This window comes from Fulvivirga lutea (assembly GCF_017068455.1).
GTDB lineage: Bacteria > Bacteroidota > Bacteroidia > Cytophagales > Cyclobacteriaceae > Fulvivirga > Fulvivirga lutea.
Genome location: NZ_CP070608.1, coordinates 1,543,214 through 1,559,038, shown reverse-complemented (window position 1 = coordinate 1,559,038; position 15,825 = coordinate 1,543,214). Strand labels below are relative to the sequence as shown.

12 protein-coding genes and 1 tRNA gene are annotated in these 15,825 nt (G+C 36.7%); 3 read left to right on the top strand and 10 right to left on the bottom strand.

The genetic code is table 11. The features are described 5' to 3' along the window. Window positions 1-48 precede the first annotated feature (48 nt). From JR347_RS07080 to JR347_RS07065, 4 genes are read right to left on the bottom strand one after another with little or no spacing between them, the layout of a single operon-like run. Window positions 49-162: a MetS family NSS transporter small subunit gene (locus JR347_RS07080; RefSeq protein ID WP_205723349.1), complete on the bottom strand. Its 114-nt coding sequence runs from the start codon at window positions 160-162 to the stop codon at window positions 49-51. Further along, complete coding sequence (locus JR347_RS07075; protein WP_205723348.1) at window positions 159-1,661, bottom strand: sodium-dependent transporter; 1,503 nt, start codon at window positions 1,659-1,661, stop codon at window positions 159-161. Before JR347_RS07075 ends, JR347_RS07080 begins: the two co-directional genes overlap by 4 nt. 59 nt (window positions 1,662-1,720) lie before the next feature. Beyond that, window positions 1,721-3,334, bottom strand: coding sequence for an alkaline phosphatase PafA (gene pafA / locus JR347_RS07070; protein WP_205723347.1), 1,614 nt, complete (start codon window positions 3,332-3,334; stop codon window positions 1,721-1,723). Between the two features lie 58 nt (window positions 3,335-3,392). Further along, the gene (locus tag JR347_RS07065) at window positions 3,393-5,969 is read right to left on the bottom strand and encodes a WG repeat-containing protein (RefSeq protein ID WP_205723346.1); all 2,577 of its coding nucleotides are present in this window, start codon (window positions 5,967-5,969) and stop codon (window positions 3,393-3,395) included. A gap of 77 nt (window positions 5,970-6,046) precedes the next feature. On the opposite strand from JR347_RS07065, the gene JR347_RS07060 reads away from it, so the two are divergent. Continuing rightward, entirely contained in the window at window positions 6,047-8,992 is a 2,946-nt protein-coding gene (locus JR347_RS07060) for a PAS domain S-box protein (RefSeq protein WP_205723345.1), read from the top strand. 31 nt (window positions 8,993-9,023) lie between these two features. Continuing rightward, window positions 9,024-10,133: a hybrid sensor histidine kinase/response regulator gene (locus JR347_RS07055; RefSeq protein ID WP_205723344.1), complete on the top strand. Its 1,110-nt coding sequence runs from the start codon at window positions 9,024-9,026 to the stop codon at window positions 10,131-10,133. On the opposite strand, the gene JR347_RS07050 is transcribed toward JR347_RS07055, so the two are convergent. Then, entirely contained in the window at window positions 10,134-10,574 is a 441-nt protein-coding gene (locus tag JR347_RS07050) for a hypothetical protein (protein WP_205723343.1), read from the bottom strand. Window positions 10,575-10,702: 128 nt separating this feature from the next. Here JR347_RS07050 and JR347_RS07045 point away from each other — a divergent pair. After that, window positions 10,703-10,777, top strand: a tRNA-Pro gene (locus JR347_RS07045). 53 nt (window positions 10,778-10,830) lie between these two features. Here the strand turns inward: JR347_RS07045 and JR347_RS07040 are convergent. The 5 genes from JR347_RS07040 to JR347_RS07020 all read right to left on the bottom strand — a co-directional run bounded on the left by JR347_RS07040 (window position 10,831) and on the right by JR347_RS07020 (window position 15,810). Continuing rightward, window positions 10,831-11,487, bottom strand: coding sequence for a response regulator transcription factor (locus JR347_RS07040; RefSeq protein WP_205723342.1), 657 nt, complete (start codon window positions 11,485-11,487; stop codon window positions 10,831-10,833). Between the two features lie 81 nt (window positions 11,488-11,568). Continuing rightward, the gene (locus tag JR347_RS07035) at window positions 11,569-12,021 is read right to left on the bottom strand and encodes a response regulator (protein WP_205723341.1); all 453 of its coding nucleotides are present in this window, start codon (window positions 12,019-12,021) and stop codon (window positions 11,569-11,571) included. Beyond that, on the bottom strand, window positions 12,018-13,607 hold the full coding sequence (locus tag JR347_RS07030) for a sensor histidine kinase (RefSeq protein ID WP_205723340.1): 1,590 nt from the start codon (window positions 13,605-13,607) through the stop codon (window positions 12,018-12,020). The genes JR347_RS07035 and JR347_RS07030 overlap by 4 nt, the downstream gene beginning before the upstream one ends. Beyond that, window positions 13,604-15,415, bottom strand: coding sequence for a hybrid sensor histidine kinase/response regulator (locus JR347_RS07025; RefSeq protein ID WP_205723339.1), 1,812 nt, complete (start codon window positions 15,413-15,415; stop codon window positions 13,604-13,606). Before JR347_RS07025 ends, JR347_RS07030 begins: the two co-directional genes overlap by 4 nt. Then, entirely contained in the window at window positions 15,412-15,810 is a 399-nt protein-coding gene (locus JR347_RS07020; RefSeq protein ID WP_205723338.1) for a DUF7793 family protein, read from the bottom strand. Before JR347_RS07020 ends, JR347_RS07025 begins: the two co-directional genes overlap by 4 nt. Window positions 15,811-15,825 lie beyond the last annotated feature (15 nt).

The following is a 15,825-nucleotide window of genomic DNA, read 5'->3' as shown; positions in this document are numbered from 1 at the left end:
GATCAAAGCAATACTATTATTGCCTTTTAGGCTATTGGGAGTTAAAGCTTAATCGGCTTTTTTACTGCTCTCCTTCTTCATTGCTAATCGTAGGAAGAAAATAAATCCTCCTAGCACCACTCCTATAATTCCAACCATGGAAATGATTGCTCCTACACTCATGATTTCACAAACTTGTTGTACAAATACTTATTAAAAATTATACCCACTACTATAACAATTACCCACTGGGTTACCACAGAAGCATTGCTATAAACATCGAAGACATTCCAGTTGCCATTAGCATCAAACCAGGGATACTCCGAATAACCGCGTGACATCCACCAATAGATGAGGATTGCCGCCAGAAAAACGTTAAATACTAACGTGATTAATAAATAAGAAATTGGTACTGAAATATCAGAATCGGTATCTATGAAGTCTTTTTTGAAATTCTTGATTCCATATTTAAGTGCTGCAATAATAATGAGCAACCCGCTAATTATCAGGCCAATACCCCACACCCAATCCTGATTATTAAAGAAGTCTAAAGACCAGGCAGAAGGGAAACCAAAAACTATACAGAATATCCCTGTTTTTATAGCAGCAGATTTTCTGGTCATACCCATATCTTTCAAGTTGCTGATAAACAACTCCAGCATTGGAAGAAGTGAACTGAATGCTGCCATAAAAAAAGCAAGGAAGAAGATGAATGATAATATGGCGCCACCGGTAACTGTAGAGAATAGTTTAGGGATAATCGTAAAAGTTAATGCCTGATTGCCCGATTGCAGAAAACTAATTGCTTCTGATTCATTAACAGCTAATGCAAACACAGCCGGTAATATTGCCATACCTGCCATTATGGATGCTGTATTATTTCCAAAGCCGCTTATAAAAGTGTTGAGCACCACATCTTCGCGCTTTCTTGAATAGGATGATATGGTCATGATTAGGCCCCAGCCTGCACCAGTGGACCATGCTGACTGTGAGAGAGCTTCGATCCAGATTGTGGGATTTGAAAAATGATTCCAATTGATGCCGAACATGTACTCAAGGCCTTTGGTGCCGTTTTCCATATTTAATGCAATGACTGTTATAATGATGAGCAACCCAAAAAGACTGGGAATAAGCACTTTATTAGCTTTCTCTAACCCATTTTGTATTCCTTTGATAAGTAGAAAAATACCAGCTATTACTGCCAATATGTACAGCACTACTGTTATACCGCTCTCATAAGCTATAGAGTTCCAAAAATTTTGCAGATAGGCGGGGTCAGTTTCAAGGTAGTTGGCTATTGTCTTTCTGCCAGTGATAAATGCAAAGAAGTTATCAGTGGCCAGCCCTAAGTACCTAAGTGCCCAACCGGTAACTACAGCATAATAAAAAGCGATGCCTAATGTACAAATGGTAATGAAAAAACCGCCCCAGGTAAATCCTTTTCCTGCTACTTTGCCAAAGGACCCAATGACACCTTTTTTATATTTTTTACCAATGGAGAATTCTGCCATTAATATTGGTATGGACCAGAGCAATAAGAAAACAATCCATAAAATGAGAAAGGCTCCACCGTACTGACCTGCAAGTCTTGGAAACCTCCACAAATTACCGGCACCAATGGCCATCCCAAGAGATGCCAAAACAATGCCCCATCTGTTACTAAACTCTTCTTTTTTGATCATAAGCCACTGAAATCGATAGCGGCCTAATGTTAGCTAAATTTTGAGAACTAAGAAAATGATCAATCTTCCAGCAATTCGTAAATCGGGTCGTCCATAGCTCCACTGGGTAATGAAATTCCTAACAACATAGATAAGGTTGGAGCTATTTGAGTGATTTCATGGCGTTGAAAACTCTTGCCTTGCTTTATTCCTGCTCCGTACCACAGCAAAGGAACATGTGTATCATATGTATAGCCGGAACCGTGGCCTGTAGCATCGGTATCCCAGGCGATTAACCAAGAAGGGTCTAATACAAAAACCAAATCTCCTGATCTTCGTGAATTAAAACCTCTACTCAACAGACCTTTTAAACCATCATCGCAATGTGAGAATGCCTTTACCTCATCATCAGTATAAGCTTCTGATACTCCATTGAATGTTAATAAAAATCGTTGAATAAATTTCTTCACTTCATCAATGGAAACATCTGTTTCTTCAAAGTACTTATGATTAAGATAAATGTTGTTATTTATTTCTTCCTCTATCCAAGGTGCGGTACCAAACTCTTCATTTAGGGCTTCTTTCAATTGTTTCATAACAGCATCTTTATCGAAATAGCCAGAGTTCATTTTTCTATCCAATAAAAACTGAGGTATGGTCGCTACAGCATGATCGGCAGTAAGGAATACTGTGTAATTTCCTTTCCCTACTTTCTCGTCTAGCCTGTTAAAAATCCTGCTCAATTCTTCATCTAAACGTAAGTAAGTGTCTTCCACTTCCACTGAGTAAGGCCCATTATCATGGCCAATATAGTCCGTGGCAGAAAAACTGATGGCCAGAAAATCGGTAATATCATCTTCACCCAAACTCTCATTATCTAAAGCAGATAGAACCAGTTCCGTTAAATACTCATTACCAAATGGTGTTTTTATTATATTTTCATAGTCCTTATCAAGTGTCGAAAGATCATAGGGAAAACCGTTCATTTGACCATCGATATTGGTTTCACTAGGCTCAAGGTCGGGCCCGCTGGCCGTGTAAGAACCTATATCGAATTTAGTATTCCAGGTTGATCTCAAATACTTATCAGCCAATTTGCGGTTATTGAACTTTGTTACCCAATCCGGTAATTGCTGCATATAGTACGTGCTTGAAATGAAATTTCCAGCTTCTTTATCCATCCAAATAGCGGTACCTGAACTACCAGCCGGCATAATAGCACCTCTATCTTTAATTGAAAGACTTAAAACCTTACTTTTAAATTGATAGATGAGTCGCAACTCATCAGTAATGGTGGTTGTCTTTATGTTTTTGGGCGACATTTCGCCATTATCAGTTTGACTTCCCACTGTCTGATAATTATGATCTTCAGCACAGTAAATTTCCCTGCCCTCCTCTCTACTGTACCAATCGTTGCCGATTATTCCATGCATATATGGTGTTGTTCCTGAATAAACAGATGCATGACCACACGCTGTTTTTGTAGGAATATAATTGTAGTGAACATTTTGAAATACGAACCCTTCATTATAAAATCTTTTGAAGCCATTCTCACCAAACCGTGAACCATATCTTAATAGATAATCTTGTCGCATTTGGTCGACAATTATTCCAACGACTAATTTGGACTTATTTTGCTGAGCTTGTGCGAGAACACCTGAAGCTACTAGTAGAATTATGGTAAATAATCTCATCGTAAAATTTCTTCGCCTCAATATTAAACAAACCCAAAGTTAAATGTTAGACGCGATGCTATTCTTCACAATAAATTAATGGATAGTCCTTCGCCTCAAAAACCAACTTTTGGATCAACTCACCCTCTTTGGTGTAATAAATGACGACATAGAATTCCGCTTCAGAAACATGTTTTTCAGTGAAATAAAGAGGTTCTTCGGCAGAACCAAGGTTAACAATATCATTGAAGGTAGGTGAAATAACTTCGCCATAAATGTTGCTAAATACACCATAACCAGTGTCTGTAAGAGCGATGATGAGCTTTTCGGCATTACTGTCATTAATTACCTGAAATGATTTGATAATCATTTCTTCACGTTCTTTGGAGTATATATTATAAAACTGCCAATTTGAACCTTCTTTTACTAAGGCAACACTATCTGTCCAGAATTGGATTTCATCAAAACTAAAGCTGGAGACTATTTGCCCCGCTTTGTCAACTAAACCGAGTGATCCGGATTTCTCCGCAATTAATAAGTTCTTATTATATGGAATAAGGTTTTTATCATAGTTGTTGATCACTTTTACCCCAAGTGAGTCATGCACTATTCCGAATTTTCTGTTACCCAGAAAAGAAACATAGCCTTGATTATAATTAGCAATAGCATCAAATTTAGGAGCTAGAAGTTGGCCGTTATTGATAGAAAAAAGCCCCTTTTTACCTCTATCAGTAACCACTAAATATTCATTACCTAAAGGAGTGACTGAATCGAAATTACCCTCAAGCACCAAAGCCCCATTGATATCATAATAGGATATATTCCTTCTTTTTGATTGAACACTGACATAAGAAGCAGAATTTGAGTTTGTTAAATACTCTATATCTCTATTGCCTGAGAAGTAGAGCATTTGTTCGTTTTTAAAATGAATAAAAGTAGAATCTTTAGAATAACCAACGGCAAAGTTTCTACCCAACAAGGCTGTGGAATCGTATTCTTTTACATTTTTAATCCCTTCCAAAGAATATAGGTTGGTTGCTGCCTTGTCCTTTACTGTAAGGTAAGAGTCGTTTGATTTAACTGACTCAGAATTAAGCTGTAAAACATTATTAAAGTCTGAATTTAGAACAGTGATTTTATCTTTCTTTTTTATGAGATAGCCAGATGTTAAGAAATTGATGTTATGGTTACTGTACGGAATTACTTCTACAAGATTTCGATTGAGCACAGCCTCCCCAACTTCGGAAGAAACCCACACTAACTCATCATTCAATAACTCATAATCATCATATAGAGGTTGGATATTTAATGGCTGATTATCTGCCGAATTAGTCAATTGCTCATGGCTAACCACATCAAACAGCTCGCCTATTTTAAAGAAGTAGAAATTACCAACGACAAATATCTCATCAAATTTCGGCTCTACGATTTGCCGGCCACCGAATGTTATAATACCCCATTTGCCGTGGATAGAAACGGCAATGAATGAGTTAATTCTTTTAACATCATTGAATTTGAGCGATGTTACTGGCCAACCTGATTTGTGCATAACAAATACTCCGGAAGGAGTAGTTATTTTTAGGATGCCTGAACCTAAGTCTTCGGTGCTCTCATACAGCCCACTGAAAATAACAGACTGATCTAAAGCTATAATTTCTCTGCCCGTTTCAAAGAAGTCGTTTTTAAGGGTATGGCATAAATAACCGGGTTTGAGATTGTCATAAATTGGAGGAACAACCTCCTCTCCTTTCACATCAGAAAAGCCATATTTTTTCTCCTTATTTATGGGTATCAGCTCGCCTTTTTCCATTAATATAAGCGCATTATTAATACTGTCAGATTTCCATTTAAAACCGGCCGGTGCTAAATGAAAGAGAATACGTTTGGCTTTAGCAGCGTAAATACTTTTAGGATATGCATTAATAAATTTCTGATAACTCGACTCGCTATTTCCTGCTGTGGAGATTTCAAATATTTCCTTTTCGGCTTCACTACGATAAGGTGTATCAGGATGTACTTTTAAAAATTTGATATAGCTTGCCAGCTTGCCATCAGATGTACTTTTAAGAAAGTAAAGTTTCTCATATTTCTTTTTAGCATCAGGAATTTGAATTGCACCGGGGTACTTGTTCATAAAATCTTCATAGGCCTGATAGGTATTTATTTCACTGGCAGTATTAAACGCTACACTATCTCTGCGCAGAATAGCCTCTTCATCATATTGGGTATCACCAAATTCATCCAAAAATTCATTGTATGATGCTTCACTTGAATTCATTTCCGCCCTGATGAAACCAGCATGTTCAATTCGTTTTCTTAATCTATCAATGGCTAAAAGGTCTATTCCAACATTAATATGCTTTTTCATCTCTTTCTCCTCCAGAGAAGCAAAAAACATTCTGCTCTGTTTTATTTGATGATACGCTTTATCAATGTTGAATTGATGATAACCTGAATCGAATAATAAAGCTGCCTTTGCATAAAATACTGCTGGTAGCAGGCTGTCCTTTTTCTGCGCTTTTAACACCAGAACTTCAGTTTTATCAAGTTTACCTTTCTGCTGAGACTTTAAGGCTGACTTTACATAGGAATATTCTGAGCAACTGGAAAGGCACACCAAAACAACAATTAAAAAATGAGCGACAAGTCGATACATGATGGCGTGAAATTGCGGCAGCTTCGAAGATTTGAATTGCTATTACAAATACTTAACTTAATTCTTATTTCAAAGTTATGAATTTATATAAAACTGAAGACCTGGAATCTTTTAGCAAAGAAAAGCTTGTTCAAATCGTTAGCAAGCAAGCTAAGCATATAAAAAATCTGGAGGATTCAATAATTGGCTCAGTGCTTATGACCTGGATTTATGACTTGGAATCTGAACGGCTCATTTTAGGTCAGGGAAGTGCTAAAATAATAGGTTTCGAAGATAATGATTCCATTTCTTTGAAAGACATCTTTGAAAGGATTCATCCTGAAGATACAGAGTTGATGCAACTCAATTTTATCAAATACCTTGAGAAGTATCCTGAAACCCACGAGTATCATGTAAGGGTGAAGGATAAAGCAGGAAATTATAGATGGATAGCCTCAAAAGGCAGAATGTTTAAAAATGAAGAAGGTAAGGCCTTTCAGATAGCCGGCACGTTACGCGATATCAGTGACAGAAAGGAAACAGAGACAAAACATCTGGTTAGTGAAAGTAGGTTTCAGGTACTATCAGAGCATTCCAGAGAGGGTATCATCATCTATGATAATAACAGAATAATTAGAGATTTAAACGAGGCCGCTCAGGAAATATTTGGCTACACACGTAGTCAGATTGTAGGGCAACACCTGGATAATATTGTGGATGCCAGAACAGCCAAAAGGCTGGAAGACTCAAAAAATAGTGGAGAATTCCTTGAGTTTTTAGCTATGCGCTCAACGGGAGATAGAATATACCTGGAAATACTGAATAAAGAGAGCATCAATGGCATTGGCCTTATACTCGTTAATAATATCAATAGCAGAAAGTTGGCAGAACTTGAGTTGAAGAAATACCAACAAGAGCTCGAGGACAAGGTAAAAAAGCGCACTCAGCAGCTGGAACTAAAAACTAAGGAAATTGAGGATAGTCAAAGGTCATACCAGGCATTGTTAGCCAATTTACAGGGGTTGGCCTATAAATATGAACCAAAAGGCAAGGGATGGAAAACCGCTTTTATTAGTGAGGGCGCCAAGGATTTAACAGGGTATTCAACTGAAGATTTTATCAATGAGAAAGTTACTGTAGATAAGGATTTGGTTGTTCCCGGCTTTAATACAGATGTCTGGAAAGAAATCACAGATAATTTAAAAAAGAAGAAAAACTTTAATGTTCAGTATCCGATTAAAACAAAATCTGGCAGCGAAAAATGGATTTTGGATAGAGGTATTGGGGTTTATGATGACAAAGGAAAACTTATTTCTTTAGAAGGTTTAATGTTGGACATTACCCGAGAAAAGCTTCAAGAGGAGAAGTTAATCATGGCTCAAGATGAAATTGTGAAGCAGAATAAGTTGATCTCCCAGCGGGAAAAAAGCTATTCCACTTTGTTAAAAAACCTTCAGGGCATGGCCTATCGTGTATTGGATGATTTGGTAACTGTAGAATATATTAGTGAAGGGTGTTTTGAGCTAACCGGATATTCAAGTGATCAAATACTGCACGGTAAGAAGTTCTTTGAAAAAAAGATCGTACGTAAGGACTATCAAAAACAAATTGGTGAAGCCATTGAGAAGGCTCTAAAAAATAAAACCACCTATGAAGTAAGCTATCCAATCATTACTAAAGAGAAAAAACAAAAATGGGTTTCTGAAAGAGGCATTGGCATATTTGATAGTAATGGGAAATTAGAAGCACTTGAAGGTTTTATTATTGATATCAGTGAAAGTAAGAGGCTGGAAGAGCGATTACGGTTGGCTCAGGTAACCATTGATAAAGCTCCTGTAATGATTGAATGGCTTAAAGAAGATGGGTCATTTTTCTACGTGAATGATGAAACAGTAAATGTCTCTCAGTTTAGTAAGGAAGAATTTTACAACAGTAAGATATATGACTTAGACCCTACCATAACTCCCAGTTCATGGAAAAAATTATTTGAAACAAGGCAAAAACACAGTATTAAAGATTTAGAATCGTCATACGAAAGGAAGGACGGTACAAAATTTCCAGTTCTTATAAGTGCATCTAATATTGATTATGACGGTGAGTCGTATAATATCTCCTACATAAATGATATATCGAAGTTAAAAGATATTGAAGATGAACTAAAGCAGGCTAATTACGAACTAAGCGCTTCAGAAGAAGAATTAAGGCAGCAAAGTGAAGAGCTTCACACGCTAAACGAAAATCTGGAGATACAAAAGCATGAGTTGGAAAACACGGTGTATCAATTACAAAATGCCAAAGATCAACTTATTCATACAGAAAAAATGGCCAGCCTTGGTGTATTAGTCGCGGGCATCGCGCATGAATTGAACAATCCTATTGGCTATATAAAAACCAGCTCCGAAGCACTAATGATGCTTTTAGACGATTTGAAAGAAGAAATTAAGAATGCTGTTGGTGAAGATCATTCAGGTGTTAACGAGCTTTCTGTTGACTTTGAACAAATGACCGAGCACATTAAAAGTGGGGCTGAACAAGCGGCAGAAATTGTTAGAGGCTTAAGAACCTTCTCCAGAATGGATAAAGAAAAAGTGGAGAAGCATCATATTCATGATACGCTAGAAAATGTTCTTTTAATGCTGCATAATAGTTATAAATATCATGTGAGCATCCATAAAGAATTTGCCGATATACCTGCCATAGAGTGCGCGCCAGGCCAGATTAATCAAGTGTTTATGAACCTGATTAATAATGCCGTTCAGGCCATTGATAAGAAAGGAAATATTTGGGTAAAAACAGAGCTGCACGAAAATAGAGTGATTATTTCCGTTAAGGATGACGGCCCTGGTATTCCGGAAGAAATGCAGAAAAGAATATTTGAGCCATTTTATACAACCAAAGATCCTGGAGAAGGTACGGGCCTGGGGTTATCCATAAGTTTAGGAATTATTCAAGATCATAATGGTAGCATAGATTTTAGCAGTGACAGCTCAGGAACAACCTTCACTGTTTCTTTACCTATTAAACAGGAGGAATATAAAAAATAATGCTATATTTTCACTTTTCTAAAAGATGCAGATGGAGAGTATGATTAAAAAGTCCTCGCCCCAAAAGGAACTCATCTTGTATGTAGATGACGAGGAAAAAAATCTCGATAGTTTCAAAATCATTTTCAGAAAGGAATATGATGTACTTGTAGCAAAATCTGCACAGGAAGGATTGGACATGCTGAAGGAGCATGATATTCGACTGGTAATCACAGATCAAAGAATGCCTAACATGACAGGCGTTGAGCTACTGGAGCAGATTGCCAATATGTATCCTGAAATAACCCGAATTATTCTGACTGGCTACAGCGATATGGAGGCTATTATATCTGCCATAAATAAAGGCCGCGTATTTAGGTACATCACCAAGCCATGGGACAGAAAAGAGCTGAAAGAAACCATAGATTATGCGCTTGAAGCCTACAGGTTGAAGGTGGAAAATAAAGAGTTGATTGATCAGCTTCAAAAAACGAACAAAGAGCTGGATGAGTTGGTGTATAGATCTTCACATGATTTGAGGGCTCCCCTTGCTTCCGTTTTAGGTTTAATAAATTTGGCAAAAACCGAAGAGCAACTGGATAAAATCAGAGAGTACCTTGACCTGCAGGAAAAAAGTGTTTTGAGGCTAGATTTACTACTTAAAGAGATAATTCAATATTCAAGAAACTCGCATTTAGAGGTTAAAAATGACGATATCAATCTGGAGCAATTAATCAAAGAATCTATTGATATTCACGAATATTTTATTGGCTCGCAGGATATTAAAAAAACCTATAAGGTAGATCAAAGTGTTCCATTTAAATGTGATAAATATCGCTTAGAAATTATTCTGAACAACCTCATATCCAATGCTATCAGATACAGCAACCTAAAGCAAGACTCTCCAGAGTTAGAAGTAACTGCCGAAGTAAATGAAGAAGAGGCTATTATTAAAGTAAAAGACAACGGCATTGGCATTAAACCTGATGTGAAAAACAACATCTTCAGTATGTTTTACAAAGGCTCCGATGAAAAAATGGGTGGTAGCGGCCTTGGTCTTTTCATAGTAAAAGAAACCATTGAACGCCTTGATGGTGAGATTCTCCTAGAATCAGAAGTTGGGAAGGGATCGACCTTTACCATTAAGATTCCGAATGTGTGATTAGGATGCTTTCCTTCTGATATTTTTAAAGTAGCTTTTATACTGCCATTTTCTAGGAATAAATGCTAGCCATAAAAATGGAGCAACCATAACATCGAATAAAAAGAAGCCGGTAGAAAAACTCATTCTATCTTCAATCCTCACATGGCTATTGACTTGTGTTAAAAGATGTTTGTGATGCCAACTTGCCAAAGGGAAAGGCAGTTTTTTGCCTACATCTATAAAATAACGCTGCCCTTCTGTAGATTCTTCTTCAATTATCTCACTAATCCATTCACCCGCCACAGGTAATTTCAGATGGACAATAGCTCCTTTTTCAGACCCTCCAAAGGCAATCAATTTAGCACCGGGCGGCAGTAAATAGCTAAATAATTCAGCATCGAAATTGGAATAAACCCAATCTAGCTCGCCCTTTACTTTCGAAGTAATAATCACTTGCATACCTGCGTATAACAGACTAGAGTAATTGATGTTCAGTCAATGTAATAATCTGTATCATAATCATATTTTATTATTAATCCGACTTCTATATGTTTGCAAATCATTTGAGACGCTAAGTCTTCATTATTCGGGATGTGGCGCAGCCCGGTTAGCGCACTACTTTAGGGTAGTAGGGGCCGCTGGTTCGAATCCAGTCATCCCGACTGATTTTGAAAGCAGAGATTCAATAGAGTCTCTGCTTTTTTTCCGTTTATTATTAATGAGTAGGTTCGCTGCCCACAAGATCTCTTTCTACTGCGTACATGACGAGCCCGGCCACATTTTTGCAACCCGTTTTTTCTAAAAGGTTTCGCTTGTGCGTTTCTACCGTACGGATACTAATGAATAACTGATCTGCTATTTCCTGATTAGTAAATTCTGCTACGATAAGTTTTAGAACCTCTATTTCTCGAGAACTTAATTCTATCTCTAGTGATAATCGTTTCTTAGGTTCTTTCTTTGCAATACGATTAATAATGGCTTCATACACATCTTTTGAAAAGTAATTTTCACCATTCAATATTTGGCCTATGGCCGTTTTAAGGTCTTGTTTTGTAGAGTTTTTTAATGTGTAACCATGTGCGCCCAAGGATATCATCTTGTTGATGGCACTAACATCTCCGTGCATGGAAAGCACTAATACTTTTTGATCAGGATAATTCCGTTTAATGTTTTCCATCAGTTCCATTCCATCCATTTTGGGCATGTTTATGTCGCAGATGAGAATATCATAGCTGTTATTCTTTAGCAACTCCAGTGCCTCTTCACCATTTGTAGCTTCATCTTTTACTACATAATCCGCATCATCACTAAAGTAGTATTTAATAGCATCTCTTATGAGCTCGTGGTCGTCTATTAATAATATCGTTTTCATCTTCAATTTGCTTTAATTATAAAATATTGCCTCACTTTACAGTATTGAAAACATACTTTTACCTGTTCATTCATTTCGGTGCTATGAGCTCTGATTAATATGTGGAGTGTTAATAACCAACCAATACATACCAACTTCTTTTACTGTTTTTGAGAATTGGTCAAAACTTACAGGTTTACTGATATAGCTATTCACTCCTAAATTATATGCCTCATAGATGTCTTTTTCATCTTTAGACGTGGTAAGAATAGTTACCGGAATGGCTTTAGTAATTGGATTACTCCTAATTTCTTTTAAAACTTCTAATCCGTTAACCTTTGGAAGATTAATGTCCAACAAAATAAGTCTTGGTTGTTCATTAATTGACCTTCCCTCGTACATACCTCTTCCGAACAAAAAATCCAGAGCCTCCGCTCCATCCTTTACCCATTTAATATTATTTACTAGAGATTCCAGGCCCATTAGCGCCAGTTCCCCATCCTCTTCTCGATCTTCAACAAGAAGTATTTGTACTATATTTGATTCGTTTATCATATTTTCTTTTTTATTAATGGAAGTGAAAAATAAAACGTGGCACCTTGCCCCTTACTTTCACCCCAAATTTCACCCCCATGCTTTACTACTATTTTTTTGGCTATGGTAAGACCAATGCCCGTTCCTTCAAACTCAGCGCTGGAGTGCAGGCGCTGAAAGAGTACAAATAATTTATCTTTATATTGATCGTCAAATCCTACCCCATTGTCCTTTATGCTGTACGTGACCTTAGTTGAACTCACTGTATTGCTTATTGTAATGGTTGCGTTCTCATTCTGAGAAGAATATTTCATGGCATTGGAAATTAAGTTTTGCCACAGTTGTTTCATGAGTCCGGCATCAGCTGACACATTTTCAAGGTCATCCACTTGAAAATTGAACTTAACATTTGGAAATAGAAGTTTATTTTCTTCAAATACTGTTAAGGCAAGTGATTTCATATCCACGACCGTCTTACTGATGGGACGCTGAGTAGTTCTTGATAATGCTAGAATATCTTCAATAAGATCATCCATATGTGCGGCATTCTTTTTAATAAAATTGACCCATCGGTTGCCTTTTTCTCCTAGAGCATCACCAAAACTTTCATAAAGTGCATCAGAAAACCCACTTAAGGCACGAAGAGGGGCTCGCAGGTCATGCGATACCGAATAGCTGAACGATCTGAGATCGGCATTTACTTCCTCTAACTCTTTTATTTTTTCGGCCAACTCAATAGTACGCAAGGCTACTTTTTCTTCCAGCTGTTCATTGGTGAGTTCCAGCTTCTTTTGTATCAGTCTGGTGTGCGTAACGTCCTGGTTGGTGCCTATCATTCTCACGGCTTCGCTTTGATCATTGTAGATGACACAGCCCATTCCTGTCAAATACTTTATATCACCATTCTTTAATTGAAGTCTAAATTCAGATCTAAATAATTCATGAGAAGCTATCGATTTTTCAATTTCATCCTTTACACGATTTAAATCTTCTGGATGTACGCGATTTGCAAAATCTTCATAGGAATTGTTTAATTCATGTGGTTGATAATTGAATATATGCAACATACAGCTATCCCATTCCAAAGAACCACTGTGTAGATCCCAATCCCAAATACCAATATTTCCTACTTGTAAAGCCAAATTCAATTTGTTGGATTGAATCTCAAGCTCCTTTTTGTCATTATTTAATTGACTGGTTTGTTCCGCTATCCGTTTTTCAAGAATCTCGTTAATTCTTTTTAACTTTTTTAATTTTTCGATGGCTGCTTGCTTACGAGAATTATAGTACAGCAATCCATTGGTGATAAAGCCGACTGTAAAGACCAAAAACAGCGCTATTGGAGTTATAATTCCAGCCCACCAATCATGATCGTTTGATTGTTGTGATGCAGGAAATATATTGCCATTGCTCGAGCTCTGAGTCATACTTTTGGAAGTAATGCTATGACTTACTTCCTGATGAGCTTCCGTGGATGTCGACTTACTATTTTTAATGTTACTTTCACCAGTAAAAGAAAATGAGATAAGTGCTACTACAACATAGAGTAGTAAAGTGTTAATCACATTTCTCTTTTTGGCGAATATGGACTTCAACCACTTTATCATTTTACTGGCACTTTAATCTCAATACTAAACCCATTGCCTTTATCAGAAGAATACCGTACTATACCATGGCAACGCTTCACGCGATGGGTTATATTTTTGATTCCATTTCCTTTACCATTCGCTTCATGAATGTTACAGCCCGACCCATTATCTTTAATATCCAACTTTAAAATTGACTGATCCTGAACCATTGAAAACTTAAATGCAGATGCCTCAGAATGTTTAAGCATGTTGTTAATTGCCTCTTGAACGATGCGATAAACCTGAGCTGCTATCATCGGACTTATCTCGTCCTCATTAATTTCAACTTTAATTTCCTTTTCAATTTCAGAAGGGATATGGTCAAATAAATCCTCAATGGCGTTTTCCAAGCCATTATCTTCAACCATTTTCACAGATAAACTTCTGGAGATATCCCGAATTTCATTTACAGAATCTAAAACGATGGTGCGTACTTTAGCAATTTTTTCATCTTGTTCTTTAATATGTAACTGATCCATATACATCATGGCCGCGGCCAGTTTCGGACCGATGCTGTCATGCAATTCACGAGAAATGCGCTTTCTTTCACTCTCCTGTATGTTGCTTATAATATCCTCTTGCTTTCGCTCAGGCGTCATATTGACTACGATACCATAATAAAGACCATTATTATTGGTTAGATCGGGCCTAATACTTGTCTTACAATACTTAATATCATTATCGATAAATATTCTATGAGTCAGACTTAATGCTTCTTTATTTTTAATTGCATTTTGAAATTGCTGCATAAAGAGCACTCTATCGGCTTCATAAACAATGTTGTAGAGTTTACTTAGAGATATTTGATCATGTTCCGAATTAATATGGAAAATCTTTAAGAGATTAGCCGAACATCTCAAAACCCCCAGATCATCATTCAACTCAAAACTTCCAGCTCCAGAAATTTCTTCAGCTTGACTTAAGGTTAATTGATTACGTCTAAGCATTTCTTCCAGTAGTCTTTTCTCAGTAACATCCCTACTAACACCTACCCACCCAATTACCTTACCGTTGCTTACTATAGGGGTTTTTACAATTTCTAAAATGGAAAACTTACCATTTGACTTCATGTATTCTGTATGAAACCTAACGGATTTTGCATTTTTTACAACCTTCTCATGAGCTTCTTCGGTTTTATTGTAGATCTCTGCGCAAAAAAGATCTCGATCGGTTTTCCCAATAATATTTTCTTCAGAGATATTAAAATAATTCACAAATGCTTTGTTAACACGTATGTATTTTGCTTCAGTATCTTTGAAGAACATCAAGTCGTCCAAACTATCAAGAATTGAGTTCAGTAAAGCGTTTTTATCTTCCAATTCTTTCAGGTATATCTGAGCTTGTTTTCTTCTTGTTGCTTCTTGAATAACTCTATCAATTACACGATGTATTCGTTTAAGATTTTGCTTCAGAATAAAATCGTAAGCACCTGAATGTAATATATTAACGGCTTCTTCTTCTCCCACTGTTCCAGATAATATAACAGGAGGGATATCAGGTCTGATTTTTTGGGCAATTTTAACAGCTTCTTTTCCATCGAATCCAACAAGACAGTAGTCACAGATAAAAATATCATATTCGCCCTTCAACTCTTTTATCAATTCATCCTTAGTTTCTATCGCTTTAATAAGATAATTACCTGTTTTTGATAACTCAATTTCTAAAAGATCTACATCACTTGAGTTGTCTTCTAAGTACAAGACTTTTATTTGTGTACGTTCTTCGAATCCATCCAATCTATCAACGGTTAAATCCATAACCCCTTCCTCCATTTTACTAATTTTCATAATTCACTTAACCAATTAACTGCTTCCTTTTTATCATTAAATACTTTAGCCTGATATGCCAAATCGTTTAATCTGATGTACTGCTTAAAAAAATATACATCAGCTAATGAGCTAACTACAAACGCCTCAGCTAACCGATGTTTATTGAGCGACTCGTTACCCCCCCAAACCCTTAGGGCATCAAAACTGAGTATATTATCAGATGTTGAAACGTCACTTAAAAACAGCATTTTCTTATTTCCAATAAAATCATCGAGAATGTCAATGTGCTCTGTTATCGCTTGACGATCTACAATTGGAAAATCTTCTGATACAAATAGTTCTGAATAAAATATCGCCCCTTTAATCCAGTGCCTTCCGGTTCTTAATACAATACCTTTTTTTGTACGTTTCACAAAAACGCTATACCA